This is a genomic window from Streptomyces sp. NPDC056738 (assembly GCF_042790435.1).
In the GTDB taxonomy this organism is placed as follows: domain Bacteria; phylum Actinomycetota; class Actinomycetes; order Streptomycetales; family Streptomycetaceae; genus Streptomyces.
This window is the reverse complement of record NZ_JBHTZF010000005.1, coordinates 225123-250529: the sequence shown is the minus strand read 5'-3', so window position 1 is coordinate 250529 and position 25407 is coordinate 225123. Positions and strand designations below refer to the sequence as shown.

Genomic DNA, 25407 nt, shown 5'->3' with positions numbered 1-25407 from the left:
CCTTTCTTGCTTCTCCCCCCCGCGGGCGGGGGGGGGGGGGGGGCCGGGGGGGGGGGGGGGGGGGGGGGGGGCCCCCCCCCCGCGACCGCTCACGTCAGGCCTGCGAGGTGACCTCCCGGCCGAGGTGCCGGGCGAGGAACCGGACCGAGCTGTCCACCTCGAACATGGGGAACGCGACATGATCGCCCGCGTTGGCGTGCAGCGTCTTCTCCTTCGAGGCGAAGGCGTCGAACAGCGCGAGACCGGCCTCGCGCGGGACGCGCGCGTCGTCCCACTGCAGGACGAACTCGATCGGGACGGTGATCCGCTTCGCCGCCTCGAACAGGGCGTCGGGCCACATCATGCCGAGGACCGCGGCCGTGATCCGGGGCTCGGCCGCCACCATGGGCACCCCGAGCGCGGTGCCCATGGCGATGCCGACATATCCCACCGGCCCGTCGGCGCCGATCTCGGGAAGTTCCTGAAGGGCGTCCAGGGTCGCCCGCCACTCCGGCACGGCGAGCTCGGCCAGACGTGCGTTGTAACGGACGACGATCGGCGCTTCCGGCTCGCCCGCGGCCTGCGCCCTGCGCAGCTCGGCGATCTCCTGCTCGTCGTACGCGGAGCGCGGCCGGTCGCCGTGACCGGGCGCGTCGATGACGGCGACATGGAAGCCGCAGCCGGTCACCAGCTTCTGGGCCCGGCCCTGCATCGCGCGGTGCTTCTTGTGGGCGCCCCCACCGTGGCCCATCAGGACCAGGGGTGCCCGTTCGGCTCCGGAGGCGGGCGCGGCGGGCGACCAGAGGACCCCGGGGACGTCGCCCACGAGGAAGTCGCGCTCAAGGATGCCGTTCGAGGACGACTCGGCGGTGAACTGCAGAGAATGCATAGGTGTTGCCTTTCGGGGAGTGCCCTGGTGTGGAGGCGCTCCCGGCGACACCTACGTCGATCGCCGGCCGTGACGGGAAAGGGGGAGCACCCACGTCGTTACAGCGTTCATGGGTCTCACCTCCTCCGGTGGCAGCACGGTCGCTCGTAAGCTACAAGCCCGGCCGTCGTCGCGTCCAATGCTTTTCCGTCGCCCGGTGCGGGCGCCGAGGGGCGCGGGTCAGATCGCCGGCTCGGGAAGCTCCCCGGGCTCGACCACGACGACCTCGACACGGGTGCAGCCGACCGCCTCCAGCGCACGGCGGCGCCGCGTGGCGGAACGCTTGTCGTAGCGACCCGCGGAGGCCTGCGGCGCACCGTCCGGATCGGTCCACGTCAGGCTGTACCGACGCTTCGCAGTCGACATGCAGCCATCCTCTCTGGCACCGGTTCGTACGGGCGCACCCCGACCGGTTCATGGTCCATTCGGTGCAGCAGCATCACATACCCGGCGCCGTACCGGAAGGATTGCCGGAAATCGATGCCTCACAGCCCCGGTCGATCCGGTCCGGCGGGGTGCCGCGCGAGGAGTGGGCGGGGGTGGACGGAAGGCAGGGATTCCAAGGGATCGCGCGTCGTTCCCCCGTACGTCATTCCGTGGGCGCTTCCGGAATCTGGTCGGGGCCGTGCCGGTCGAGCGCGTCCTCCAGTTCGACGCGGATGTTCTGAGGGATCTCGCCGTCGCGTCCCCAGAGAATGATCAGTTCGGCGACGTTGCGGAGCTTGATGTTGGTGTGCTGCGAGACGTCCTTCAGTACGGCCCAGCCCTGGTCCGGGGACACCCGGCCGAGCGCGACCATCATTCCGATGGCCTGGTCCACGACGGCGTGTGAAGTGACGGCCTCCTTGAGCTGCTGGACCTCCGCCTCGAGCTCGAAGATGCGGTCGCTCTCGGCGTTCGAATCGCTGGGTCCCGGTTCCATGAGTCCATCCTCCTGACTCGACGGGCCCGATGCCACCAAGGGCACGTCCGCCTCGGCGGATGGCCGGAACCGTCCCGGCGCGGCCTCGGAGTGTCGAGAACCACAATGTCGGCGTACAACCAAGTTGTCGATCTCTGATCGTTACGTCAAGCGACTCTAACGCGCTGGCAAAGTCCGCTGGTTGTGAGCTTGAATGCGGCTCGGCGCGGCCGTTGTCGTGGACGCGCCCATAGAGAACGTGAGGGTGGGGAAGAACGTGAAGTCAGTTCCGGGGCGCGTCCTGGTGGGCATCGTTGTGACGGCGGCGCTCGCCGCGACGGCCGCGTGCGGCGCGAAGGACTCCGACAGCGACACCGGCGGCAGCGCGGCCGGCTCGAAGAAGCCGGCCGCCCAGGCGACGCCCGCCGCCAAGGAGGGGCTGAAGCCGCTCACCGAGGCGCAGTTGACGAAGGCCGCGATCACCAAGGAAGACCTCAAGGGCTACCGCGTCGGCAACACTCCCGACGACGAGATCCCCGAGGTGAGCGTTCCCGCGAAGCCCGCCACGTGCCAGGCCCTGGCCGACATGTTCCTGCTGGGCACCGAACCCGACGCGACGGCCCGTGTGTCCCGCTCGGTGACGAGCCTGAAGGCGACCGACGGCACGGTGCTGCGCGTCGGGCTGCTGGCGCAGAAGGAGGCGGACGCCAAGAAGGTGGTCGCGGACCTGCGCACGCAGAGCGAGAACTGCAACTCCTACGAGCACACGGACTACCACTACACCGAGGTCAAGCCCGTGAAGGCCCCCGCCCTCGGCGACGAGGCGGTCGCGTACTCGATGACCAGCGACATCGAGGGGACCAAGATCCCGGTGACGTACACGGTCGTGCGCAGTGGTTCGACGCTGGCCGTCTTCTACGCGATGAGCGTCCTGAGCGAGAAGGCACCCGACGTGCCGGCCGACGTCATGGAGGCGCAGGTCACCAAGGTCGAGAAGACCGTCTGACGGTTCTCCGGTCAACCGACGTGAAGGGTCCCGCAGTTCGCTGCGGGGCCCTTCGGCGCGATCACATCCGACACGACACGGCTCGCGCGTCGCGCGCGGCGCGTCCTACGTGGTTGCGTCCTACGTGGTGCGTCCACCGCAGCGCCTCCTACGTGGTGCGCGGTGCGCTGTACGCGGTGCGCCGTTCCGGTGAGGGCAGCCCCGGGCAACGGCTGGTACGACAAGGCCATTTCCGCTGAACTGCCCTTTAGAATCTGCCTGTTGAGTTCTCAGGCAGTGTCGCCTTCCCGGCCCCGTTCCGCCATCTGACCGCACCGCCCACGACCGAGGAGCAACAGGATGCAGGATCGGCCCGAGGAACCCTCGTCGCAGGCGCAGCCCCAGCCGCAGCCACTCCCGCCTGCACAGGCACAGCAGCCCTTACCCGCGCCGAGACCCGAACCCACGCCGGGCCCGGCGTCGGGGCCGACCCCCGGCCCGATCCCCGGCCCGACGCCGACGGGCTCCTACGGGCCCCCTCCCACCCATCCCCCGACGCAGCAGTACGCGTACGGGCAGCCGCCGGGCTTTCCCCCGCCGTCCGGAGGCAAGGGCACCGCGGGGCGCGCGGTCCTGTGGGCGGCGGTCGGCGCGGTCGCGGCCTCCGTGGTGTGGGCCGGAGGCATCGTCGTTCTCGGCCCGCTGGGCGACGACCCGGATCTCGCCGGGTATCGGGCCAAGGCCAATCTCTGCTCCGCGGTGGACTACAGCGCCTTGCGGACCGAGTACTCCGAGGAGGACAGCTCCCCGACGCACAACTCGCTGAAGCACAAGGCGATCGATCAGAGTTACTGCAGCATCTCCCTGAAGACGTCCTCCAGTTCCTCGTACGCCGACGCGTACCTCTCGGTGGAGATGGACCTGCACAAGTCGACCGACCCGGCCCCCGAGTTCACGGCCGTGTGGTCCGAGTACGGCCAGCGGTACGAGGACTACGAGGTGGAGGAGGTGTCCGGTTTCGGTGACGAGGCCTATCTCGTGACCGAGGACACCACATCGGGCACGGGGACCAGCGGCAGCCGGGCGGTGACCCTCGCGGTGCGGGACGGCTGGATGACGTACCAGATGAGCTGGAGCGCGTATACGACCTCCTACGGGTCGACCACCCCGCCCGAGGTCAGCGAGGTCTCCCGGTGGCTCAGGACCGACACCCGCTCGACCCTGGAGAACCTCCGGTCCGACTGACGTAGGCCGCGGGCCGCGACGTTTCAGAGGCTCTTCCGTGCGTAGGCCGCGAGCCGCGCCGCTTCAGAGGCTCTTCCAGGCGTGGGCCGCCCGGGCCAGGTGCTCCCACACGGCCGCGAGGGCCGGGCTCGCCGGCACCTCGCGCCGGGACGCCAGATACAGGGTGTTCAAGGGCTCGACCTCCGGCCGGTGCATCTGCACCACCTCGCCCGCGGCCAGGGCCGGAGCGGCGAGATAGCGGGGCAGCACGGAGATGCCCATGCCGGCGACGACAGCGGCCAGCACGGCGCGCAGGTCCGGGACGGTGACCGCGACCTGGTTGGGCGGCCGCCGCCCGAACTCACTGCGCCAGTACCGGCGGATGATCGGAAGATCGGCCGCGTAGGCCACCAGTGGCAGCCGGGACAGCGCGGCGACCGGGTCGGCGGCCAGCCGCTCCCGGTCCACGGCGTGCGCCAGCGCGGGCGGCCCCACCAGCAGGAACTCCTCGTCCACCAGCGGCGTCACCGACAGGTCCTCCTGCTGGGGGCGGACCGCCGACACGACCAGGTCGAGCCGTGCCGCCGTCAGCGCCGACAGCAGTTCCTCGGCCAGGCCCAGCGTCACCCGGATACGGAGTCCGCGGGCCGAGAGCGGTGCCAGGGCGGGGAGCACGCGAAGGGACATCACCTCGGCCGCTCCGCCCAGGTGAACCGTGCCTTCCAGCGTGCGTTCCTCCCCCGAAGGAGCCAGGGCCGTACGGAGCCCGTCGACATGCAGGCCGACACGGGCCGCCAGCGCCGCGGCCCGGGGTGTCGGCTGGGCCCCCTTGCTCGACCGGACGAACAGGGGTTCGCCCAGTTGTTCCTCGAGACGGGCGAGCTGCCCGGTGACCGCCGGCTGGCTCACCCCCAGCCGCGTGGCCGCCGCGGACAGCGAGCCGGTGCGGTAGATCTCCAGGAACGTCGCCAGCAGGTCCAGGCCGGGCATGGACACCTCCACCCATTAGAGAAATTATGAAGTGCTCCCGCCCATCAAATTCTACTGATGGGTCTGCGGTGATGGCGCGGCCTCCCGCCGCTCGACGTCCCCCAGCACATCCCGGGGAGATCGGCCACCGCTGCTCCATAACCCTTCTTATGGCGCGGCGCGGGCGGCAGGGCATTTCCGTGATGAATCCTGGAGTTGTCACGAGCACCGCGTCACCGCGGTCCGCGGGCCTCGGGCACCGCGTTTCCAGAGTCGTCCCACAGATAAGAGCAGGTATTCCGATGTCGAAGATCCTGATGATCGTCTCCGCCGCCGACAGCTTGGTCCTGGCCGACGGATCCACCCATCCGACCGGCTTCTGGGCGGAAGAGGTCGCCGCCTCCCACAAGGTGCTCAGTGCCGCCGGAGCGCAGGTGGACATCGCCACTCCCGGGGCCGTCCGCCCGACGGTCGACGCCCTCAGCCTCGATGCCCGTGGCGGTGTGTCCGAGACCGACGCCAGGGAGTTCCGCGCCTACCTCGACGGCATCGACGACCAGCTCTCCAGCCCGCTGCCGCTGGCGGAGGTCGCCTGAGCGACTACGACGCGCTCTACATCCCCGGCGGTCACGCGCCCATGGCCGACCTCGCCCACGACGCGGACCTCGGCCGTCTCCTGAACGAGGCCGACGCCGACGGCACGGTCGTCGCCGCCCTGTGCCACGGCGTCGCCGCCCTGCTCAGCGCCACGACCCCGGACGGCGGCTTCACGTTCGCGGGCCGCGAACTCACCTCGTTCGCCGACGAGGAGGAGCGCCAGGGAGGTCTCGGCGACAACACACCGTTCTTCCTGGAGAGCGTGCTGCGCGAGCGCGGTGCCACGGTCGAGACCGGGGCGCCGTGGAGCGACAAGGTCGTCGTGGACGGCAAGCTGATCACCGGTCAGAACCCGCAGTCGAGCACCGCCACGGCCGAGGCCACCCTGAAGGCGCTGTCCGGCCGCTGAGTTTCCTGGCCGCTGTCAGGGCCGCCCGCCTCGGAGGCATGTCGAGCCTCCGAGGCGGGCGGTCTGATTACTGGGCGAAATCGTCCCTCAAGTGACTTTTCATGGCAGGCTGTTGCCGGCCGTTCGAGGTGGGCAGTGGACTGCGAGGGGGATCGCCCGATGGTGTTTCCGACGAGGGGGACGGCGGAGGCCGTCTCATGAGCGGCGAGATGGCCTGGATCGCCGCCTACTGGCTGCTGGGATTCGGCGCGGTCAACGCCGTGCTGTTCTCGGTGTGGTGGCTGCGTACACGGGAAGAGCGGACGTTCCTGCGGGGCATGCGGACGACGGACGTCGACCCGATCCAGGCGGCATGGTGGCTCGGCGCCGCGTGGGAGGGCGCGTCACCGCAGCAGCAGGGCTACGCGGCGGAGACGGCCGTGAGCCTGCTGATCCTGGCCGGGGACGCCGAGATCGACGACGATGGCCGGATCACCGTGCCGCCCGGACGGCTCGGCAGCCAGAAGGATCCGGTCCTCGCCGCACTGGTGACACTCCTGCGCCGCAACAGGGGGGCCACGGTGTACGAACTGCTCAACGACCCTCCTTTCCAACGGTTCAGGACGGCTCTCGAGGCCCGACGTACGCCCTTGCGAGAGAGGTTCGGCTACTACCGCGTCCCCGCGCTGACCGCGGCGTTCGTCACCGCGTTCGGCCTGTCCATGCACGCGATGCTCCTGCGCTGTCCTGTCCCCGGGCTGCCCGACCGGGATCCGGGCTTCTGGGCCACGGCCTGGATGCCGGTGTGGGCCGCGCTGGCCGCACCGGCGGCACTCTGGCCCCCGGAGTTGTCCCGTCCCTGGCGCCGGTTCACCCGTAGGTGCCGGGCCGCCGTCACCACGGCGCTGGCCGGCCGGAGCCCGGACACCGGCTACCTGGTGTACGTCAGCACGAGGGAACCCTCGGACCGACGCCCGCCGGAGGACAGGGCCGTCCCACAGCCCCGGGCCACGGCCGCCGTCACGGCCCACAAGCCGCCCCGATTCGACGATCTCGCCGACGACCTGGACTTCGACCTGGCCACCCACTCGGACGCCCACCACGACGGCGCGGGAGGCGGGGACGCGGTCGGGGGCGACTGAGCCCCCATCCCTTGTCAGTGCCGTGAGGTTCACTGTCTGTCATGGAGCTCACGCAAGAGACCGTCAATGACCTGTTGGACCGACTCGGTCCGCGGAACGGCTACATGTACCTGTCCGGGGACGTGGACCCGCAGGAACTGACCGAACTGCTCGCCGACAGATACGGCGTGCCGCGCACGCTCGTTCTCGACGGCTTCACCGATCCCACGCTCGACGAGTCCAAGGGGTCCGGGCTCCTGGTCCCCTTCGAGGACCGGGCGGTGAGGATACGGGCATGGGCGTACGGGGATCAGTGGATCGGCACGGGTGTCGCGCGGGACGCGGAGGACATCGAGCGACCGGTCCTCGTGGTCGCTCACCGGGAGGTGCCGGAACTCTTGACGGCGTCTCCGGACGCGGACGCCGACGTCGACTGGATGGAACGGCTCATACGGATCACCGGCTGGACACAGCCGGCCCAACGGCCGGACGTGGACTGGACGGAGGTGGAGTCGCGCCTGGGTACGGCACTGCCGGCCGACTACAAGCGCATGGTCGAGACGTTCGGCCACGGGGGCTTCGACGCGTATCTGGACCTCGACCAGGAGCCCTCGACACACCTCGAACGGGACGGCCTTCTCATCTGGGCGGGCACCGAACACGAGGACCTGTACTGCTGGAGGACCGACGGCGACGACCCCGACCGTTGGCCCGTCGTGGTCCGGTCCTTCGACAACAAGGACGTCCCGTTCACCTGCGGGACCGCCGAGTTCGTCTGCCGCATCCTGGTCGACCCGCACCACCCGTTCACGATGGCCCGTTACTTCGACACTCACTGGTTCATGAACTATCGGACAGCCGACTGACGGTGGCTTCACCGCGAACGGGAATCCGCGGTGGGGACCGTCGGAGCCTTCGGCGAACGGAAGCAGCTTCGTCCGGGCGGGCTAGCCGGCGGTGTCGAACGGTCGGCCCGGGAGGGCCGGTTCGGGGTGGCGGGTGAGCAGGTGGGCCAGGAATGGCAGGGCGTGTGTCGCGTCGGGGGCCTGGGCCAGGGGCAGGTGGGCGATGTCCGCGGGGAGTTCCATGCGGTCGCGGGGGATGGCGAGGACCGGCATACCAGCGGCGGCAGCGGAGCGGATGCCGTTCGGGGAGTCCTCGACGGCCAGGCAGCACGACGGCGGGAGGCCCATGGTGGCGGCCGCGCGCAGGTACGGGTCGGGGGCGGGCTTGGCCCGGACGACGTCCTCGCCGCACACCACGGCGGTCACGTCGCCGGCCAGGCCGAGGTGTTCGAGTGCGGCCAGGACGAAGCGGCGCGGGCTGGCGGTGGCCACCCCGACGGGACCGTGCCGGCCGGCTTCACGGAACAGTTCGACAGCTCCGGGCAGCGCCTCGACGCGGCCGGCCGCGCAGGCCTCGGCCATCAGGCCGGTGCAGGCCTCGACGACGTCGGCGGAGTCCACCGGGCCGGTGCACAGTCCGGCGACGTACGAGGCCCAGTGGCCGTTTCCGTGCAGGGCGATGCCGTCCTGCGGCCGCCAGCGGTGACCGTGGCGGGCGGTGAAGTCGGCGCAGACGCGTTCCCAGGCGTCGCCGCTGTCGATCAGGGTGTCGTCGAGATCGAAGACCGTGGCTCGGAGCACGTCGTTCACACCGATGCCGGAGCGGGGTCGGCGTCACGCAGGTGCTGCGAGAGCTGCTCGATGGAGACCAGTGCCAGACCGTGTTCGTCCGCGAGATCGCGCAGCCGCTCGAAGCGGGCGAGGGAGCCGTCGTCCTCGCAGACCTCGCTGAGCACGCCGACCGGTGCGACCCCGGCCAGGCGCAGCAGGTCGACGGTGGCCTCGGTGTGGCCACGCCGCTCGGCGACCCCGCCGGGGCGGGCCCGTAGCGGGAACATGTGCCCCGGGCGGACCAGTTGTCCGGGCAGGGTGGAGGCGTCGGCCAGGGCCCGCGCCGTCGCCGCCCGGTCCTCGGCCGAGATCCCCGAGCCGATGCCGGCCGCGTCCACGGAGACGGTGTAGGCGGTCGTGCTGATCGGATCCGTGCCCGGGGCGGGCTCCACCATGAGCGGCAACTGAAGCCGGTCCGCGATCTCGCCGGTCATCGGGACGCAGATCAGACCGCTGGTGACGCGGACGAAGAAGCCCATGGTCCGCGCGGTGGCGAACTGGGCCGCCATGACCAGGTCGCCCTCGTTCTCCCGGTCCTCGTCGTCGACCACGATGACCGGCCGACCGGCCCGCAGTGCGTCGACGGCGACGGCAAGAGGGTCCAACGACCGTCGCGTTCCACCTGATGTCACTCTGTGCAGCCTTTCTCGATCTTGCTCTTCCGGCGTTGGCATCGGCCGGCCGGCGGTCCGGCTTGAGCGTCGGCACTCGAACAGGCGAGTCGGCGGATGAACGGCCCTTCCCGGCCCGGATGGTGAGCCCTTCGCACGGCCCCGGCCGCCTGGGCGCTCACCGGCGTTCGATCGACGCCGATGATCCGTTACGCTGCGGCCCGTAGATCACGAAGGAAGACATGTTCAAGAGACTTGCGACCGCCGCGGTGACGGCTGTTCTGATAGCCGGGCTCGGCGCGTGCGGCGGCGGGGGTGACTCCTACGACGAGGGCTCGGACTACTCGGTCGACGTCGGACAGGACGGCGGGAGCGGTGCCGGGAAGCCCGGTCCGGACACCGCCACCACGGCCGACACGAGCGTGTTCGGCCTCCGGGACGAGGTCCGTCACCGGGCCGTCAGGACCACCCGGGCCACGCGGCCGCGCATGACCAAGAAGTGCACCACGACCACGCGACGGGTCAGACACACGACGAGCACCGGCTCGGGCACCAAGCGGCGTACCCGCACCTGGTATTCCACCGAGCACGCGAAGACCTGCAAGAAGGTCCGCAGCGGAACCGAGACGTACACGCGCGTGGTCCGGCCGGAACAGTGGTGCGTCCGCCTGGACGACGTCGGCGGCGACAAGAGCCGGGACGACGTCTGGTACCAGGTCACGAGTACGACGTACCACACGGCCGTCGCCACGGATCAGCACCAGCGCCTGGACTTCACGCCCAAGGACACCGGCTGCTGACCGATCGGCAGACCTCGTCCGCGGAGGGGCGCTGACCGTTCGCCAGCCCCTCTCCGCGAGCGGCCGCGGTTCCTGGCCGCGACCGCGGTTCCTCGCCGCGTCCCGGCCGAACGGGGCGCGGAAGGGGCCGGACCCCTCGGCCTCGTAGTCCTACGAGGTGAGCAGCCCGGCGGCGATCAGTGCCGCCACCGCGGCCACCACCCGCGGCTTCCTCCAGCCCGGCCCCGAGGCCTGGCGGGTCAGTTCCCAGAGGGTCACCAGCGCGCCCCCGAGGCCCAGCGCACTCCGCAGCAGGAAAACGGTGATGTGCACGGGCCCTCCGGGGATCTTCGATCGGACGGGAAGGATAACCGGACGGGTCGGGTTCAGCCGTCCGGCTCGGTCCCGTCCCGCAGCGGGAACGCCATCACGCTCACGCCCAAGGGGACGGTGCCCGGGGTGTGCGGTGGCCGGGCCGCCTCATGGAGTTCGGTGGCGAGCTCCGCGAGCCGTTGCCGGACGTTCTCCCAGGTCCCGGGATCCACCCACAGCTCGGCGTCCACGGTCACACCCGCGCCGCCCTCCACGCGCCGCATGGCACGTTCCCTGAGGGTGTGCGCCATCGTCTCGGCCAGCATCGGGGTGCCCTCGTGCTGGTCGGACAGCGGCGTGCCCTGGACGGCGCGGTAGCGACGCTCCCTGCCGCCGCGGCGGGTGCGTTCCTCGGCCAGCGCGACCAGGCCCACCGCGTCCAGGCGGCGCAGATGCTGGCTGGCCAGCGCGTGAGAGATGTCCAGCTCGCGGGCGAGCTCGGCGGCCGACATGGGCCCCGGCCACATGAGGCTGAGCATCCGCAGCCGCAACGGATGGGCGAGCGCGCGCAGCACGGGATCGGTATCGGTCACGCGAGCCAGTAAAGCGCACACCGCACCCGGAGCCGACTACCACCAATCAAATGATTGGGGGTAGGTTGTGCCCGCTCCCGCAAGGGCGCCGCACCGTAAGGAAGGGTGAGGGATGGCCTGGAACACGCTGAAGGTCTTCCGGGACCGCAACGCGGGTCTGTATCTGGGCGGGGTGGTCGTCTCCGGCTTCGGCAGCTCGGCCATGTCGCTGGCCGCCGGGATCTGGGTCAAGACGCTCACCGGCTCCAGCAGCCTCGCCGCCCTGGTCAGCTTCTGCGTCTGGGCGCCGACCTTCGCAGGACCCGTGATCGGCACCCTGGCGGACCGGGTGCGGCGCCGTCCGCTTCTGGTCGCCACCAATCTGGTCCTGGCGGCCGTCATGACCGCGCCGGTCTTCGTACGCTCCGAGGGGCATGTCTGGCTGTTGTTCGCCGCGTTGACCCTGGTCGGCGTGGGCATGGTGCTCACGGACGCGGCCGAGACCGCCCTCGTGGCGGCGGCCGTGCCGGACGAACTGCGCGGCGACTTCAACGGCCTGGTGCTGACCGCCATCGAGAGCATGAAGCTGCTCGCCCCGCTGGCCGGCGCGAGTCTGTTCACCGCGTACGGCGGTCCGACGGTGGCACTGCTGGACGCCGTCACCTTCGTCCTGGCCGCGGCCGCGTTCCGGCTGATCAAGGTGCGCGAAGCCGCGCCCGCCCCGGCCGGGGCCGGACGGGCGTGGACCGCCGAATCCGCCGAAGGCGCCCGCTACGTGCGACGGCACCCCGTCCTGCGTCCGCTGGTCGTCACCAGCGGGACGGCCATGATGCTGGCCGCCGTCAGCAGCACCGCCACGTACGCGATGCTCGACGCCGGGCTCCACCGGTCACCGGCCTTCGCGGGTGTGCTCACCTCGGTCCAGGGCCTCGGATCGGTGGTCGGCGGGCTGACGGCCGGCGCGCTGATGCGCCGGATGTCCGCGCGCACCTTCGCGACGGCCGGACTCGCCCTCTTCGCCCTCGGCGCGCTGGCGCGGGCGACGCCCTGGACGCCGGTCGTGGTCGTCGGCAGCCTGATGATCGGCCTGGGGCTGCCCTGCCCGCTCATCGCGGCCCTGACAGCCGTCCAGAAGCACACCCCGTCCGAGCTGCTCGGCAGGGTGGCGGCGACGGCCAACACCTTGATGTACGCGCCGACCGGGCTCGCCCTGCTCCTGGGCACGGGCATGGTGGCCCTCCTCGACTACCGGGTGCAGCTCCTCGCCGCGGGCCTGTGCGGCCTGGCCGCGGCGGCCACGCTCGCCCTGACGGGCCGCACCTCGAACAAGGCGGCTCCGATCGACGTCCGCCCCGCACCGGAAACCCAGAAGGGCTGACAGACCTTGGGAGTTGGACTTCAGCGCCACCGGCGCGGCCGCGCCGCTCCGGACCGGGTGATCTTCGGTGTGCGGCTTCCGACAAGGTACAAACACCGTTACTTGGACGTAACAGTTCCGCAACCTTGACTGTATTGGTCCAGTCCAATAACGTCACCCCCGCACAGAACCCCACATGAAACAACTCCCCCCAACCGTCATCTTGTTGACGGACCGTCACCCCCTCCGGGAGGGCCCCCGTGGTTTCCCGACGTTCCTTCCTGGCCGGAGCAGCCGCCGTCACCAGCACGGCCGCGCTCAGCCCGTTCTCACCGGTCTCGCCGTTGACGTCCACCGCGGCGGCGGCAGGAGTCTCGCTCCCCGTGAAACTGGCGAACACCTCCGGCCACGACACCGTCTACGCGTACATATCCGGCACCGACAGCAGCGGCTGGCCCGTCTTCGTCTCGGCGAACGGCGCCCTGAACCGGCTGCCCAGCCCCTCGTCCCCGGTGACCCCCATCGCCGACTACTCCATCGCGCTGGGCGCCTCCGGTTCGGCCGCCAAGACCGTCACGCTGACCGACTACATCATCGGCGGCCGGGTCTGGTTCTCGGTCGGGCAGAAGCTCCAGTTCTTCGTCAACCCGGGCTCCCCGCCCGGTGTGGTGCAGCCCGCCCTGGTGAGCTCCGACCCCAACTGGGCCACCAACTGGACGTTCTGCGAGTTCACCTTCAACAGCGCCAACCTGTACGCGAACATCTCCTACGTGGACATGGTCGCGCTGCCGATCTCGATGGCCAGCACCGGCAGCGGAGGCAACCAGTCGGTCAGCCCGCTGCCGGCCGGCGCCCTCGCCTCCATCGCCTCCGGCCTGCAGGCGCAGCACGCCTCCGACGGAGCCCCATGGGACAGGCTGGTGGTGACCGACTCCTCCGGCGGGGTGCTGCGCGTCATGGCGCCCGCGCACTCGCCGGTCGACTTCGGCGGCTACTGGAACGACTACCTGAACCGGGTCTGGAGCCACTACGCCTCCACCCCGCTGACCATCAACGGCCAGGGCAGCATCGGTTCCTACACCGGCACGGTGTCCGGCAACGCCATCGTCTTCTCGGGTCTCAACACGAACGGCGTGCCGTTCACCAAGCCGAGCGCCGTCGACATCTTCGGCTGCGCGTCGGGTCCCCTCTACAACTCCGGCGGGGACGCCCGCGGGGCGATCGCCGCCCGGCTCGCCGCCGCGATCAACCGCAGTTCGCTGCTGGTCCCGGGCGGGAACAACAACCCCGACGGCGTGACACCCTCGCAGTACTACACGGACTCGATCACCAACCACTACGCGCGGCTGGTCCACAAGTACGCGAGCATCGGCTACGCCTTCCCGTACGACGACGTCGGCCCGACCGGCTCGGCCCCCGTCGACGGGCACATCCAGGACGGGGCGCCCACCTCGTGGAGCATCACCCTGGGCGCCGGAGGCACCGGTGGAGGATCGGGGGGCGGTTCGGGCGCGGTCAGCGCCTACGGCACCATCCAGGCCGAGTCCTACTCGGCGCAGAGCGGGACCACCACCGAGAGCTGCTCCGACACCGGCGGCGGCAGCGACGTGGGTTACATCGCGAACGGCGACTGGCTGAAGTTCTCCTCCGTCGACTTCGGTTCGGCCTCGCCGGCCCAGTTCAAGGCACGGCTCGCGTCGGGCGCGGCCGCCGGTGTCAGCGGCGCCGTCCAGGTACGGCTCGACAGCACCACCGGCACGAAGATCGCCGAGATCAGCTTCGCCAACAGCGGCGGCTGGCAGACCTGGCAGACCGTTCCCGCGAACATCCTCGCCTCAGCCACCGGCGTCCACGACGTCTACCTGGTCTTCGCGGGCAGCAGTTCGGACTTCACCAACATCAACTGGTTCACGTTCACGAGCTGATCCCCGGCTCCGCGACAGCGGACCGATGAGCGGCGGGTCCCAGCGGTGCGGCCGCCCCACCAGGGCGGTCGCACCGCTTTCCGGCGTCAGTGGGCGATGCCGTCGATCAGTTCGCGGGCGCCCTGCCGCAGCAGGGCCAGCGCGACGGAGGCACCGAGGTCCGACGGGCTGAGCCGTCCGGCCCATTCGTGGGCGTTCAGGACGGTCTTCCCGTCGGGGCTGAACACGCAGGCCCGCAGCGACAGATCGCCCCGGGACGCCTTCGCGTAGCCGGCGATCGGGCTGTTGCAGTGACCCTGGAGGACGTGGAGGAACATCCGCTCCGCCGTGGCCTCCCGATAGGTGTCGGCGTCGTTCAGACCACTGACGAGGTCGATCGTCGCCGTGTCCTGCTCACGGCACTGAAGAGCCAGCACACCGGCCCCGATCGGCGGGCACATCGTCTCGGCCGACAGGACCTCGGTGATCACGTCCGGCCGGCCGATGCGCTCCAGCCCGGAGACGGCCAGCAGCAGTGCGTCGGCCTCGCCGGCGGCGAGCTTGTCCAGACGGCGGTTGGCGTTGCCGCGGAACGGCACGCACCGCAGATGCGGGTGGGAGGCGGCGAGTTGGGCCGCCCTGCGCACCGAGGACGTTCCGATCCGGGTGCCCGCGGGGAGCTCGTCGAGCGACAGGCCGCCGGGGTGGACGAGGGCGTCACGGATGTCGTCCCGCTTGAGGAACGCCGCGAAGGTCGTGCCGGCGGGCAACGGCCGGTCCGCGGGCACGTCCTTGACACAGTGCACCGCGACGTCCGCCTCCCCGGCGAGGAGCGCGGCGTCGACCTCCTTGGTGAACGCCCCCTTGCCCTCGACCTGGGAGAGATCTCCCATCCACTTGTCGCCGGTCGTCTTGACCGGGACCACCACGGTCCGGACACCGGGATGGAGCACGCCGAGTTCGGCGCGGACGCGCTCCACCTGGGCCAGGGCCATGGGCGAGTCACGGGAGACGATGCGGATCAGCTCAGGGGCGGACATGTCGTACACGATAGTGCGTCGGAGCCGGCGTTCCGCGCCGAACCCGAAGGCCCAACTCGGCAGCCCGGGACGGGTGTTCGAGGCTCGGACGGGCTGCCGAGAACGGGTCCCGCGCAGCGTCCGGCGGCTCAAGGCGTCGCGGCGCCGCGACGCCTCGCGGCGGAGCGCGCCACCGGGAGCCCCGCGGCCGCCAGGAGGAGCAGCACCCCGCAGACGACGGCCGCCGTCCAGGAGGCGTCCGGGGCGTTCGCGCTGTGCGCCACGGCATCGGCGGCCGGTGCCCCCGTCAGGTTCAACACGGGTGCGGGGTGCTCCGGTTCGGGCTGTCCCGCCTCCGTCTTCTGGTCCCAGGTGACGACTTCGCCGTCGTCGTACTCCTGCCGCGCCACGAAGGCCAGTTCCGACACCCCGGTGGGCAGGTGGTCGATGTGCACGACGAAGTCGGCCTCGTCCTCTCCGCCGATCTCCCCGCCCGACCAGGCGGCCGTCCTGCCCCCGTCGCCCGCCGCGGCCGGCTCGGCGGTCCAGCCCGTCACCTGCTCCGCGCGCAGTCCTCGTACGCCTTCCGGGGCCTCGATCCGTACGGCGACGGTCCGCGCGGACGGCTTCTCGTTCGGCACGTGGAACGTCATGCGGACGTCGGCCGCCCCCGGGGCCACCGCTCCGTCGGCGTGCACGTGCACGTGGGCCCAGGCGGGGGCCGCCGAGACCAGGAGCAGTGCCGCGGCGATCAGGGCCGCGGCCGCCCGGGCCGGGGGAAGGAGGTTCATGGTCGGGTTCCTCTCGGGGCAGTTCGGTTTCGGTGCCGCTGCCCACGCGTCGGGTCGGCGGGTGGGGATCCGTGTCATGCGGGCGGAGCGGCCGTGACGAGGGCCGCTGTGACGCCCAGCACGAGGGCCGCGACGAGCAGTTCGGCCAGCAGGCCGCGCCGCAGGGTTCGTACGAGCGCGGCGTCAGGCGGCGCGGGCGGGGCCGGCGCAGTGAGGGTGAGCGTCGTGACCGCCGGCCCGGCGGGCGCCCCGCCCGCCGTGTCGACCGCCGCCCCGCCCGCCGTGTCGACCGCCTTGTCGAGCGCCGCCGGCGGAAGGGTTGCCGGGCGGGTGGCGTGGCGCCGGACCCAGCGGCGGGCCAGGCCGCCGAGCGCGACGATCGTGGCGACTCCGGCCGACTTCAGCAGGAGCAACCGCCCGAACGGGGTGTCGAGGAGATGTCCGGCGGAGCCCACCTCCCGCCAGGCCTGGCAGGTCCCCGTGACGACGAGGACGACGACGGCGGTGAACGCCAGCCGCGAGAACCGGGGCAGTACGGCGGTCAGTTCGCCGGAGTGCGCGGGGCGCGACAGGACGGCGGCGACCAGCGCGAGCCCGCCCAGCCAGAGCGTCATGGCGGCCAGGTGGAGGAGATCGACGGCCACCGCGAGCGGCGCGTACCGGCCGTCGACGGCATGCCCGGTCGTCGGCCAGGTGCCCCACAGGACGACGGCCGCGGCCGTCGTCGCCAGGACCAGCGGTCTGGCGGGCCTGTCCCGCCCGGCCGACGCGGTGGCCACCGCGGTCGCGGCGCCGAGGGCGAGCAGGGAGTAGAAGCGCACCGCGTAGGCCAGGTCTGCCGTCACCGCGTGCTGGTGGGCGTCCGAGCCGGACCAGGCCTCGGCCAGGGGCCGGCCGTCGGCCCAGACGGTGTGGACGGTGAGGACCGCGAGCGTGCCGGCCGCCAGCAGGCCGAGCCCGGCCCACAGCAGGACGCGGGTCCTGCGGTCGCGCAGCCCGGCGGGCCACAGCCACAGCGCGACCAGCAGCACGCCCGGTCCCAGGGCGAGTCCCGCGTAGCCGATGCCGCGGGCGGCACCGAGGAGCCGGCCGGCCCAGGCGCCGTTCGCGCCGGCGAGGGAGGGCACGACGCCTACGACCTGGGTGGCCGTGCCGATGGAGAACCGGTACCTGCCCGCCACGGGATGCCCGTCGGGCGAGGTCACCTGCCAGGCCACGGTGTAGGTGCCGGCGCGCAGGCTTCCGGGCAGGGCGGTCCGCAGCGTCCGGCGCGACCGGTCGTCGGGGTGGCCCCCGAGGTCCATCCGGCGCATGTGGTCGTCGAAGACCCGCACCGCGTCGGCTCCCGCGGTCACGGGCTGCCGGAACGTCAGCGCGACCTTGGCCGGCAGGCGCGGCAGCACCTGGCCGGACGCGGGCTCGCTCGACAGCAGCCCGGTGTGCGCGGCGGCCGGGCCCGCGGTCAGGGCCTGGAGCCACAGCGCGCACAGGACGAGGCACAGCGTGGTGACGATGCGGCGCATCCGTTTCCCCCCGGGTGCAGTGGTCGGACGTCACGTCCAGGGTGTCGCCCCGCCGCTGTCACCGGCAGCCTCGCCCTTGGGGGGTGCGGACCCCTCAAAACGAGGGGGTCAGGTGCGCACCGCCAGCACGGTGCGCACCTCGGTGCCGCCGCCCGCGCGCTCCGCGACCGTGACCTCGCCGCCCAGTTCGCTGGCCGTGTCCCGGATGAGCTGCAGTCCGAGATGACCGGTGCTGCCGAGGGCGGTGCCCGGCCCCTTTCCGTCGTCCGTCACCACGACCAGCAGCCGGTCCTGGCCGCCGGTGACGTCGATCGACGCCCGGCCCGCCTCGGCGTGCTTGAGGATGTTGGTCACGCACTCCCGGGCGCAGCGGTAGGCGGCCGCCGCCAGATCCGGTCCCAGCGCGGCCCGGACGTCGACGGTCGTGGTGACGGTGATCCCCTCCCGGCGCAGGCGCTCGGCGAGGAGTTCGACTGCCTGCGGCAGCCCGTCCTCGGTCAGGTCCGGTGGATAGATGTCCACCATCAGCGTGCGGAGCGAGCCGACGGCGCCCCGCAGCACCTCGGAGATCCTGTCGAGCATGCCGCCCGCCGCCGCCGATGTGCCGGGCGGCAGGTCGGCCCGCACGGCCGCGAGGGCGTACCCGACACCGGCGAGGTCCTGGACCACACCGTCGTGCAGGTCGCGGGCGATCGCGCGCCGCTCGCGCTCCGAGGCGGTGAGCGCCTTGCTCAGCAGCCGGCTGCGCTCCGCGTCGGCCTGGCTGACCCGGCGCAGCAACTGCACGGAAACGGGGAGCTGGGCGAGGAGCAGGAGCAGCAGCGCCAGGATCGAGAACGGTACGAGGGTCTCCATCAGCTCCCCGCGCGCCGTGGCCACCCGCTCGTCGGTGGAGTACACCTCCAGCGCCAGCCGTTCGCCGGAGGCCAGGTCCAGGGGGACGTAGACCTCAACGAGACGGCTGTCACCGTGGGGTTCGGTGATGTTCTCCTCGTCGGACAGGTCGGAGAGGTCCGCCCAACTGGCGTGCTGGTCGATGGTCTTGCGCACGTCGTCGTTGAGGGGGAAGGACATCCCGATGGCGTGGTGCTCGTTGGAGTAGAGCACGACGCCCTGCCGGTTCCACACCTTCACGCGCACGACGCCGGCCTCGCTCACGCGGGCCCGGACCGCCTCGTCGAGCTGTGCCCACGCGGTGCGGTCGCCGCGGATCAGCCGGGGCATGACCGGCTTGAAGATCACGTTGCCCATGAGCTGCGCGGACCGGGCCGCCTCGGCGAGGGCGGTCCGCTTGGCGATCGACTCGGCGGCGAACACGGTGGCGGCGCCGACGACCGTGAAGGCGCCGAGTCCGATCAGCACCATGGCGATCACCGCGTGCCGGACCGTTCTGCTGCCCCCGGCTTCCGTCGTCGGGGCCGCCGTGCCGGGGCGGCGGGCCTTCGAGGCGCGGTAGCGGCCCACCGTCGTCTCACGCTCACGGCCGTCCGCCGTCATCCCCTCGCGGTCGTCCGCCGTCGCGCCCTCGCGGTCGTCCGCCGTCACGCCCTCGCGGTCAGCCATCGCTGTGCGCCTCGACGAGACCGAGTTGCTGCGCCTTCACCACGGCCTGGAGCTGGGAGCGCACCCCGAGCTTGAGGTGGATCGACTTCACATAGCCGCGGCAGGTGTTGACGCTGATGCCCAGAAGCCGGGCGATCGCGGCCGGGGCCAGCCCCTTGCCCATCAGCGTGAGCACCTCGGACTCGCGGGCGGTCAGACTGGCCACGGCGGGGTCGCCGGTGGCCGGCGGCCGGGGCGGTTCGCCGAACATGGACGCCGACACGAGCATCGATCCCTGCCGTACGTCGCGCAGGACGCCCAGCATCTCCTCCAGCGAACCGGACTTCGGCACGAACGCGCTCGCGCCGGCCTGTGCGGCGCGGACCACCCAGTCGGGATCACGGTGCGCGGAGACGATCACGACGGTCGCGTCCGGCGTCGCCTCCCGGATCCGCCGGGTGACCTCGAGGCCGTTCTCCGTGCCGAGCGAAATGTCCATCACGACCATGTCGGGCCGTTCCCTGGTCGCCAGCTCGACGGCCGCCGCCCCGGTGCCCGCCCAGCCCGCGCAGTCGAAGTCCGGCTGGGAACCCAGCGCGAAGGCCAAAAGCTCCGCGAATGTCCGATGGTCGTCGACGATCAGCACACGCGTCGTCGGCGAACCCCCTTGTCCCGGCATGTTCTCCCCACCCACTCAGCGGACCGCCACTCTGGCCGGAACGCATACGCCATGGAATCACGGTGTGGATGAAGGGAACACATGCTGTGGAGAAAATGTGTCCTCCCGGGTCCGCGACCCCTCGGGTTCAGGGTGTGGACCCCTCCGGTTTGGGGGTGGCTGTGAAGCCCGGGACGAGGCACCGTTGGACCATGCCGATTCGCCTGCTCGTCGTCGACGACCACCCGCTCGTACGGGACACCCTGGCCGGTGCGCTCGGCCGCAGCGCGCTCGTGGACGTGGTGGGTGTGGCGTGCGACGGCGCCGAGGCCGTCGACGCCGTGGAACGGCTGCTGCCGGACGTGGTCCTCATGGATCTGGTCATGCCCGTCCTGGACGGGGCGGAGGCGACCCGGAGGCTGCTGGCGCTCCGCCCGGGAACCAGGGTCGTGGTGCTGACCTCCGCCGTCGGCGGCCGGCTGGAGCGGGCGGCCCTGAACGCCGGGGCGGCGACGATCCTGCACAAGGACGCGGGGATCGAGGCGGTGCTGGACGCCGTCGTGGCGGGCGCCCCCGGTGCGGTGAACCCGTAAGGAGTGCGCGGTCCGGTGCCGAGCACTCGCGCACCCGTCACGTCCCCCGGTCCGCACACCCGCCACCGTCCCCGGGGCGGCCCCGGGTCCCCGCACCGATCACGGTCCCCCCGACCCAGGTCCCGCCCGGTCCCGCGCACCGGTCACGGTCGGCCGGGGCGTGGCCACCAGCGCAGGATCACCCGTCCGGTCACCTCGGTGAGCGGGACCGGTCCGAACTGCCGGGAGTCCACGGAGTGCCGGCGGTTGTCGCCCAGCACGAAGACGGTGCCGGACGGTACCCGCGCGGGCCCGTAGTACATCCCGTCGACCGTCTTCGGATCCACCGCCGGCTCCCGGACGGCACGCCCGTTGACCTCCAGGACCCCGTCCTCGATCGCGACGGTGTCCCCGCCCACCGCCACGACCCGTTTGACCAGCGTCCCTCCGGAGCCCGCGAACACCACGAGGTCGCCGCGCCCGGGCGGGGCGTCGCGGTACGCGTGGTCGTCGACGAGCAGATGGTCCCCGGACAGCAGGGTCGGCTCCATGCTGGTCGACTCGACCCGCACCGGCGCGACGAAGAAGCTGCCGACCAGCAACGCCACGGCCGGCAACACGAGCAGGGCGGTGCGCGGTACGACAGACCGTCGTACCGCGCACCGCCCCGGCCGTGTCACCCCGCCAGGCCGGTCAGCCCGAACGTCCACAGCACCGTCCCGATGACGAGGAGGCCGTTGACGGCCCAGGCCCGCCCGCGGCCGGAGAGGGCGCGCAGCAGGCAGGGCAGGGCGGCGAGCCGCAGGAGCAGCGCCGCCGTCGCGACCGGCCCGGCCCGCAGCGGTTCGTCGCGCGGCCCGAAGGTCGCGCCTCCCCGTACGGCGACCGTCTGCAGGCCGATCAGCAGTCCCAGGACGAGGACCGCGGACAGGGCCGCGGCCGTACGCGGCGAGGCCCACACCCGCCGGACGAGGTCGAGTTGGACGACGGCCGCCGCCAGGAAGGGCAGCGACACGGACAGCCCGTACGCCAGGTTCTGCTGGAAGACCACCAGGTCCCCGGCGGTCGCGGCGGCGCAGAGCAGGGCCCCGAGGCGACGGGCCGGCACGGGCCGGCCCCATCGCGGGCCCGCCGGGGAGACGCCCGCCTCGGCGAGGGGCGCCTCAGTCGATGGAGTCATCGTCGTATCCCAGCGTCGGGGCGGGCCAGGACTCGGCGGGGGCCGCGTACACCGGGTGGTGTCCGTCGGCGGGCGGACCGACCCGGAACTGCGCCATCATGTCGTGGTCCTCGTGCACCAGGTTGTGGCAGTGGATCATGTAACGCCCGGTGTTCGGACCGAACTTGACCACCATGCGCACGGTCTCGTTCTCACCGACGAACACGGTGTCCTTGCCGCCGAGTTCCCACGGCGACGGCGGCTTGCCGTTGCGGTCCAGGATCTTGAAGTCGACCAGGTGCACATGGACGGGGTGCCACCAGCCGCCGGACTTGTTCTCGAACTCCCAGATCTCGACGTCCCCGAGCGACGGATCGGCCCAGACGTACTCGTAGTCGGAGGCGACGACGTCGGCCCAGGTCTTGCCGTTGACGGTCCAGATGCCGTCCTTGCGGATGAACTCGAACTTGCGGGTCTTCTTCGCCATCGCGGCGGTCAGGTCCATGGCCGGCGCGTTCGGGTTCAGCACGTCCGGGATGGCGTTGCCGGACAGGTCGGTGGCATCGCCCACGACGTCGAAGGCCATGACATTGCCGGTGGTGTCGAAGTCCTCGACGTTCGGGACGCTGAGGTTCTGCAGCACCACCCGCTGGCCGACCTTGTACTTGGCGAAGTCGATGATCACCTCGTAGCGCTCGGCGATGCCGTGCCGGTAGCTGGTCACCGAGCGGGGCTGCGGCATCAGGCCCGCGTCCGTGCCGATGAAGACGAACGGGTCGCCGGTGCTCAGCGCGAACTTGTAGCCGCGCGAGATCGAGCCGTTCAGGATCCTGAAGCGGTACTTGCGCCGCTCGACCTTCATCACCGGCCAGGGCCGCCCGTTGACCAGGATCACGTCGCCGAAGATGCCGGAGTGGCCGCCGTCGTCGTACAGGAGCTGTCCGTCGCGGTCGAACATGGCATCGCGGACGATCAGGGGCACGTCGTAGCGGCCGTGCGGGATCGGCAGCGACTGCTCCAGGGCATCGTGCATCGTGTACATCGCGGCGAGGCCCATGTACGCGTTCTCCGCGGTGTGGTGCACGCCGTGGTCGTGGTACCAAAGGGTGCGCGCGTCCTGGGAGTTCGGGTAGTGGTAGTCCTTGTACTCGCCCGTGCGCGTCACGTCGCTCGCGTAGCCGTCGTACTCGGGCAGCGACGCCGAACCGTGCAGGTGCACCGAGGTCCACGACTCGTACCCCAGGCGTGGATGCACCCTGGGCAGCGCGTTGATGTGCCGTACGACGGCCGGCCGGCCCCGGGTGGCCCGGATCGTCGGGCCGCCGAACGACCCGTCGTACGACCAGGTCTCGGTCTTCAGGCCGGGCAGGATCTCGGTCATGGCGCTGCGCATGGTGACCGTGTAGTAGTCCGTCGTGCTCGACCGTTTCGTCGGCACGGCCTCGGGCGGTACCGCGAACGGCACGGTGAAGGGCTTCGGGAACTTGCTCACCGCGATCCGGTCCGAAGCAGTCTTGGCGCGCACGACGCGTTCGAACGGCAGCGCCAGGGCCGCCGACGCCAGGACGCCGTACTTCATCACGTCACGCCGGGACAGGGCGTTGTCTTGCATGTGTGGGTTCACCCCCATGGTGGGCCGCCGCACCGGCGGCTCGGGCACCGCGCTCTCCCCCATGGAGTCGCGGATGCCCCGGTCTTCTCGGAACTGAGGAGGGGCTGCTTTCGACCGCCCTGTCCTGACGGGCCCCGGCAGTGGACGTGCGCGGCACGGCGCACGCCCCCCGCCGGGGTGCCGGTCGCTCGGACCGGCCACGGTCTAGCCGTTCGGCACGGTCACCGGCCCCAGGGTTCCGCCCTTGTCGGAGGAGATGTAGACCGGGGAGGGGTTCGTGGTCGCGGCGCTGCCCGACCGCAGGCGCAGGCTCCACGTGCCGTTGGCCGCGCCCGCCGCGGGCGGCTGCACGATGACGTCGGTGGCGAAGACGGGGCCGGTCGGCGAACCGGAGCGCAGCGTCAGCGACGCGCCGGGAACGGACCCGGTGCCTTCGAGCCGCAGGTCGCCGGACTTCCACTTGGCGAGCGTGATCGCGAGCTTGTCGACCGCGGGCACCTTGGGGGTGACGTCGACCGGCGTGGACGAGGCGCCCTTGCCCACCGCGTTGACGGCGACGACCGTCACGGCGTACTTCGTGTCGTTCTTCAGCCCGGTGAGCACGACGCTGGAGGCGCTGGCCCCGGCCGTGGCCGTGACGGCCGTGCCGGAGGCGGGCGTCGCGGTGATCTCGTAGCCCGTGACCGGCGAGGTGCCCGGGTCCTCGGGCGCCGTCCAGCGGACGGTGGCACTCGCGTTGGCGGCCTGCGCGGTCACCGACTGCGGGGCGCCGGGCGCGGTGGCGGACCCGAACGTGTACCTCTCCATCCGCGCCTGCGAGGCGTTGCCCGCCGGGTCGAAGGCCACGAACCGCAGCGTCCTGGACCCGTCGGACGCCTTCAGGTCGAAGGGCCCGGTGTACAGCGTCGCCGCGGGTCCGGTGGTGCCCGCCTCCAGCGGGTCGGAGCCGTCGAGCGTGTAGTAGATCTCCGAGCCCGGCTCGTTGGCCGTGAGGGTCACCGTGGTGTCGGCGGTGTAGAACCCTCCGGCGGGCTTGGCCGAGACGGTCGGCGGCGTGGCGTCGGCCGAGGCGGTGTCGCCCGGCAGCGCGGGCGGCCAGGACTCGCCCGCCTCGCCGAAGGACCTCACCTCGACGCGCTTGCCCGCCACGGAACCCGGCAGGGTCACCGAGGTCGCGTCCGGGTCGTTGACGCGGACGCCCACCTCGCCCTGCACGCCCTTCTTGCTGAGCCGGTCGACGGCCCGCACGGTGTAGCCGAGGATCGGTGCGGCGCCGGGAGCCGACCGGGGTGCAGTCCAGCTCACCGAGGTCGTGTCGCCCTCGTCGTGGACCACGACTCCGGTGGGCGAGGCGGGTCCCTGCTGAACCGCTCCGGCCGGGCAGCCGCCCATCCCGGGGCCGCCCACCTCGCCGAACTCCGCGATCGTCACGCCCTGCGTGTTGCCGTCGGGATCCTGGTCCTGCCAACTCGTCACGGTGTACAGGCCGTCGGCGGCGACGGCGGCCGTGTCCGCGTTCAGGAACTTGTACGTGGCGGTGAAGGTGCCGTCGGCGACCTCCATGCCGGAGGAGTAGCCGCCCTTGGGGGCGTTGGCCACGGCACCCGGAACGGCCCGCACGTCGCGCCGGGCCACCTCGGTGTCCCGCAGGGCCGGTTCGATGATCCGCTGCTCCAGGAACGTCGGGTCGACCGCGGATCCGAGCCGCCCCTGGATCACCAGGGTGGTCGGCGTGGTCAGGGCCCCGCCGGTGACACCGACGTCGAGGGCCGTGGCGTCGGCGGCCACGGCACCCCCGAACTTGACCGACACGACGTCGCCGGTGCGGATGTCGGGCGTCACCTGGAGGCCGCCGCCGGCTCCCCAGCACAGGCCGCCGGGGTGGTTCACCTCGATGGCCGGGTTGCCCGCCGCGATCGAGGTCGCCGACGCCATCGTGCCGGTGGCCGAACCGATGAGCCCGACGTGCGGGCGCTGCACCTCGATCGTCACCTGCTCCCCCGCGTGCTCGGAGAAGCCGTCGATCGAGACGAAGTCCCGGTCCGGGAAGATGGTGATGTTGTCCGGGAAGGCCGGAACGGCGGCGTGGGCGGTGACGGGCGCGACCGACGCGCTGATCACCATGCCGGAGATGACGAGGCCGGCGGCGGTGGCCTTCCGCCTTCCTCCGCCCCGCGCGAACTTGGTCATGACGACTTCCCCTCCTTGGCCGTACCCGGACCGGGCTG

The 25407-nt window shown here is 71.7% G+C and carries 27 protein-coding genes; 10 read left to right on the top strand and 17 right to left on the bottom strand.

Annotation, left to right across the window (positions count from 1 at the left end; translation table 11 throughout):
- Positions 1-94: 94 nt before the first annotated feature.
- The 3 genes from ACFRIC_RS15205 to ACFRIC_RS15195 form a co-directional block, all read right to left on the bottom strand.
- Positions 95-868, bottom strand: a complete 774-nt coding sequence (locus ACFRIC_RS15205; RefSeq protein ID WP_382784888.1) for an alpha/beta hydrolase — start codon at positions 866-868, stop codon at positions 95-97.
- Positions 869-1087: 219 nt separating this feature from the next.
- The gene (locus ACFRIC_RS15200; protein ID WP_382784885.1) at positions 1088-1273 is read right to left on the bottom strand and encodes a hypothetical protein; all 186 of its coding nucleotides are present in this window, start codon (positions 1271-1273) and stop codon (positions 1088-1090) included.
- A 223-nt stretch (positions 1274-1496) separates the two neighbouring features.
- Entirely contained in the window at positions 1497-1829 is a 333-nt protein-coding gene (locus ACFRIC_RS15195; protein WP_382784883.1) for an ANTAR domain-containing protein, read from the bottom strand.
- Positions 1830-2085: 256 nt separating this feature from the next.
- Between ACFRIC_RS15195 and ACFRIC_RS15190 the strand changes: the two genes are divergently transcribed.
- Positions 2086-2814: a hypothetical protein gene (locus ACFRIC_RS15190; protein WP_382784880.1), complete on the top strand. Its 729-nt coding sequence runs from the start codon at positions 2086-2088 to the stop codon at positions 2812-2814.
- 339 nt (positions 2815-3153) lie between these two features.
- Positions 3154-4038, top strand: a complete 885-nt coding sequence (locus ACFRIC_RS15185) for a hypothetical protein (RefSeq protein ID WP_382784877.1) — start codon at positions 3154-3156, stop codon at positions 4036-4038.
- Between the two features lie 63 nt (positions 4039-4101).
- Here the strand turns inward: ACFRIC_RS15185 and ACFRIC_RS15180 are convergent, their stop codons facing one another.
- Positions 4102-5007 (bottom strand): LysR family transcriptional regulator, encoded by a 906-nt coding sequence (locus tag ACFRIC_RS15180; protein ID WP_382784875.1) that lies wholly within the window; start codon positions 5005-5007, stop codon positions 4102-4104.
- A gap of 281 nt (positions 5008-5288) precedes the next feature.
- On the opposite strand from ACFRIC_RS15180, the gene ACFRIC_RS15175 reads away from it, so the two are divergent.
- The 4 genes from ACFRIC_RS15175 (at position 5289) to ACFRIC_RS15160 (ending at position 7958) form a co-directional block, all read left to right on the top strand.
- On the top strand, positions 5289-5582 hold the full coding sequence (locus tag ACFRIC_RS15175; RefSeq protein ID WP_382784872.1) for a hypothetical protein: 294 nt from the start codon (positions 5289-5291) through the stop codon (positions 5580-5582).
- A gap of 41 nt (positions 5583-5623) precedes the next feature.
- On the top strand, positions 5624-5992 hold the full coding sequence (locus ACFRIC_RS15170; protein ID WP_382784870.1) for a type 1 glutamine amidotransferase domain-containing protein: 369 nt from the start codon (positions 5624-5626) through the stop codon (positions 5990-5992).
- A gap of 197 nt (positions 5993-6189) precedes the next feature.
- Positions 6190-7113 (top strand): hypothetical protein, encoded by a 924-nt coding sequence (locus ACFRIC_RS15165; RefSeq protein ID WP_382784868.1) that lies wholly within the window; start codon positions 6190-6192, stop codon positions 7111-7113.
- A gap of 41 nt (positions 7114-7154) precedes the next feature.
- Entirely contained in the window at positions 7155-7958 is an 804-nt protein-coding gene (locus ACFRIC_RS15160) for a hypothetical protein (protein WP_382784865.1), read from the top strand.
- 81 nt (positions 7959-8039) lie between these two features.
- Here the strand turns inward: ACFRIC_RS15160 and ACFRIC_RS15155 are convergent, their stop codons facing one another.
- Both ACFRIC_RS15155 and ribB read right to left on the bottom strand, forming a co-directional pair.
- Positions 8040-8747, bottom strand: coding sequence for an HAD family hydrolase (locus tag ACFRIC_RS15155; protein WP_382784862.1), 708 nt, complete (start codon positions 8745-8747; stop codon positions 8040-8042).
- Positions 8744-9373, bottom strand: coding sequence for a 3,4-dihydroxy-2-butanone-4-phosphate synthase (ribB, locus tag ACFRIC_RS15150; RefSeq protein WP_382784859.1), 630 nt, complete (start codon positions 9371-9373; stop codon positions 8744-8746). The genes ACFRIC_RS15155 and ribB overlap by 4 nt, the downstream gene beginning before the upstream one ends.
- Before the next feature lie 248 nt (positions 9374-9621).
- On the opposite strand from ribB, the gene ACFRIC_RS15145 reads away from it, so the two are divergent.
- A complete protein-coding gene (locus ACFRIC_RS15145; protein ID WP_382784857.1) occupies positions 9622-10179 on the top strand; it encodes a hypothetical protein in 558 nt (185 codons plus the stop codon).
- 150 nt (positions 10180-10329) lie between these two features.
- Here ACFRIC_RS15145 and ACFRIC_RS15140 read toward each other — a convergent pair whose 3' ends face one another.
- Together ACFRIC_RS15140 and ACFRIC_RS15135 are read right to left on the bottom strand one after the other, a co-directional pair.
- On the bottom strand, positions 10330-10491 hold the full coding sequence (locus ACFRIC_RS15140; protein WP_382784855.1) for a hypothetical protein: 162 nt from the start codon (positions 10489-10491) through the stop codon (positions 10330-10332).
- A 53-nt stretch (positions 10492-10544) separates the two neighbouring features.
- Positions 10545-11063 (bottom strand): ArsR/SmtB family transcription factor, encoded by a 519-nt coding sequence (locus tag ACFRIC_RS15135; protein ID WP_382784852.1) that lies wholly within the window; start codon positions 11061-11063, stop codon positions 10545-10547.
- A 112-nt stretch (positions 11064-11175) separates the two neighbouring features.
- Here ACFRIC_RS15135 and ACFRIC_RS15130 point away from each other — a divergent pair, with 112 nt between their 5' ends.
- Positions 11176-12420 (top strand): MFS transporter, encoded by a 1245-nt coding sequence (locus ACFRIC_RS15130; protein ID WP_382784849.1) that lies wholly within the window; start codon positions 11176-11178, stop codon positions 12418-12420.
- Between the two features lie 239 nt (positions 12421-12659).
- Positions 12660-14324: a beta-1,3-glucanase family protein gene (locus tag ACFRIC_RS15125; RefSeq protein ID WP_382784847.1), complete on the top strand. Its 1665-nt coding sequence runs from the start codon at positions 12660-12662 to the stop codon at positions 14322-14324.
- An 86-nt stretch (positions 14325-14410) separates the two neighbouring features.
- Here ACFRIC_RS15125 and hemC read toward each other — a convergent pair whose 3' ends face one another.
- The 5 genes from hemC to ACFRIC_RS15100 all read right to left on the bottom strand — a co-directional run bounded on the left by hemC (position 14411) and on the right by ACFRIC_RS15100 (position 19857).
- Positions 14411-15343: a hydroxymethylbilane synthase gene (gene hemC / locus ACFRIC_RS15120; RefSeq protein ID WP_382784843.1), complete on the bottom strand. Its 933-nt coding sequence runs from the start codon at positions 15341-15343 to the stop codon at positions 14411-14413.
- A gap of 128 nt (positions 15344-15471) precedes the next feature.
- A complete protein-coding gene (locus ACFRIC_RS15115; protein WP_382784840.1) occupies positions 15472-16113 on the bottom strand; it encodes a DUF1775 domain-containing protein in 642 nt (213 codons plus the stop codon).
- Between the two features lie 74 nt (positions 16114-16187).
- A complete protein-coding gene (locus ACFRIC_RS15110; RefSeq protein WP_382784838.1) occupies positions 16188-17636 on the bottom strand; it encodes a copper resistance CopC/CopD family protein in 1449 nt (482 codons plus the stop codon).
- A gap of 108 nt (positions 17637-17744) precedes the next feature.
- Positions 17745-19199, bottom strand: coding sequence for a sensor histidine kinase (locus tag ACFRIC_RS15105; RefSeq protein WP_382784835.1), 1455 nt, complete (start codon positions 19197-19199; stop codon positions 17745-17747).
- Positions 19192-19857 (bottom strand): response regulator, encoded by a 666-nt coding sequence (locus tag ACFRIC_RS15100; RefSeq protein WP_382784833.1) that lies wholly within the window; start codon positions 19855-19857, stop codon positions 19192-19194. Before ACFRIC_RS15100 ends, ACFRIC_RS15105 begins: the two co-directional genes overlap by 8 nt.
- 191 nt (positions 19858-20048) lie before the next feature.
- Here ACFRIC_RS15100 and ACFRIC_RS15095 point away from each other — a divergent pair, with 191 nt between their 5' ends.
- The gene (locus tag ACFRIC_RS15095; RefSeq protein ID WP_382784831.1) at positions 20049-20429 is read left to right on the top strand and encodes a response regulator transcription factor; all 381 of its coding nucleotides are present in this window, start codon (positions 20049-20051) and stop codon (positions 20427-20429) included.
- A gap of 143 nt (positions 20430-20572) precedes the next feature.
- Here ACFRIC_RS15095 and lepB read toward each other — a convergent pair whose 3' ends face one another.
- The 4 genes from lepB to ACFRIC_RS15075 all read right to left on the bottom strand — a co-directional run bounded on the left by lepB (position 20573) and on the right by ACFRIC_RS15075 (position 25369).
- Entirely contained in the window at positions 20573-21028 is a 456-nt protein-coding gene (gene lepB / locus ACFRIC_RS15090) for a signal peptidase I (RefSeq protein ID WP_382784829.1), read from the bottom strand.
- Positions 21029-21084: 56 nt separating this feature from the next.
- Positions 21085-21588, bottom strand: a complete 504-nt coding sequence (locus ACFRIC_RS15085; RefSeq protein ID WP_382784826.1) for a hypothetical protein — start codon at positions 21586-21588, stop codon at positions 21085-21087.
- Positions 21572-23179, bottom strand: a complete 1608-nt coding sequence (locus ACFRIC_RS15080; RefSeq protein ID WP_382784824.1) for a multicopper oxidase family protein — start codon at positions 23177-23179, stop codon at positions 21572-21574. Before ACFRIC_RS15080 ends, ACFRIC_RS15085 begins: the two co-directional genes overlap by 17 nt.
- Positions 23180-23383: 204 nt before the next feature.
- Positions 23384-25369, bottom strand: a complete 1986-nt coding sequence (locus ACFRIC_RS15075) for a fibronectin type III domain-containing protein (RefSeq protein ID WP_382784821.1) — start codon at positions 25367-25369, stop codon at positions 23384-23386.
- Positions 25370-25407 lie beyond the last annotated feature (38 nt).

Bases quoted from the DNA above. Each gene is read 5' to 3' on its own strand.
- ACFRIC_RS15205 (WP_382784888.1), bottom strand. From the start codon at position 868: ATGCATTCTCTGCAGTTCACCGCCGAGTCGTCCTCGAACGGCATCCTT.
- ACFRIC_RS15200 (WP_382784885.1), bottom strand. From the start codon at position 1,273: ATGTCGACTGCGAAGCGTCGGTACAGCCTGACGTGGACCGATCCGGAC.
- ACFRIC_RS15145 (WP_382784857.1), top strand. From the start codon at position 9,622: ATGTTCAAGAGACTTGCGACCGCCGCGGTGACGGCTGTTCTGATAGCC.
- ACFRIC_RS15175 (WP_382784872.1), top strand. From the start codon at position 5,289: ATGTCGAAGATCCTGATGATCGTCTCCGCCGCCGACAGCTTGGTCCTG.
- ACFRIC_RS15180 (WP_382784875.1), bottom strand. From the start codon at position 5,007: ATGCCCGGCCTGGACCTGCTGGCGACGTTCCTGGAGATCTACCGCACC.
- ACFRIC_RS15105 (WP_382784835.1), bottom strand. From the start codon at position 19,199: ATGGCTGACCGCGAGGGCGTGACGGCGGACGACCGCGAGGGCGCGACG.
- ACFRIC_RS15075 (WP_382784821.1), bottom strand. From the start codon at position 25,369: ATGACCAAGTTCGCGCGGGGCGGAGGAAGGCGGAAGGCCACCGCCGCC.
- ACFRIC_RS15195 (WP_382784883.1), bottom strand. From the start codon at position 1,829: ATGGAACCGGGACCCAGCGATTCGAACGCCGAGAGCGACCGCATCTTC.
- ACFRIC_RS15165 (WP_382784868.1), top strand. From the start codon at position 6,190: ATGAGCGGCGAGATGGCCTGGATCGCCGCCTACTGGCTGCTGGGATTC.
- ACFRIC_RS15110 (WP_382784838.1), bottom strand. From the start codon at position 17,636: ATGCGCCGCATCGTCACCACGCTGTGCCTCGTCCTGTGCGCGCTGTGG.
- ACFRIC_RS15095 (WP_382784831.1), top strand. From the start codon at position 20,049: ATGCCGATTCGCCTGCTCGTCGTCGACGACCACCCGCTCGTACGGGAC.
- ACFRIC_RS15100 (WP_382784833.1), bottom strand. From the start codon at position 19,857: ATGCCGGGACAAGGGGGTTCGCCGACGACGCGTGTGCTGATCGTCGAC.
- ACFRIC_RS15160 (WP_382784865.1), top strand. From the start codon at position 7,155: ATGGAGCTCACGCAAGAGACCGTCAATGACCTGTTGGACCGACTCGGT.
- ACFRIC_RS15130 (WP_382784849.1), top strand. From the start codon at position 11,176: ATGGCCTGGAACACGCTGAAGGTCTTCCGGGACCGCAACGCGGGTCTG.
- hemC (WP_382784843.1), bottom strand. From the start codon at position 15,343: ATGTCCGCCCCTGAGCTGATCCGCATCGTCTCCCGTGACTCGCCCATG.
- ACFRIC_RS15115 (WP_382784840.1), bottom strand. From the start codon at position 16,113: ATGAACCTCCTTCCCCCGGCCCGGGCGGCCGCGGCCCTGATCGCCGCG.
- ACFRIC_RS15185 (WP_382784877.1), top strand. From the start codon at position 3,154: ATGCAGGATCGGCCCGAGGAACCCTCGTCGCAGGCGCAGCCCCAGCCG.
- ACFRIC_RS15080 (WP_382784824.1), bottom strand. From the start codon at position 23,179: ATGCAAGACAACGCCCTGTCCCGGCGTGACGTGATGAAGTACGGCGTC.
- ACFRIC_RS15085 (WP_382784826.1), bottom strand. From the start codon at position 21,588: ATGACTCCATCGACTGAGGCGCCCCTCGCCGAGGCGGGCGTCTCCCCG.
- ACFRIC_RS15170 (WP_382784870.1), top strand. From the start codon at position 5,624: ATGGCCGACCTCGCCCACGACGCGGACCTCGGCCGTCTCCTGAACGAG.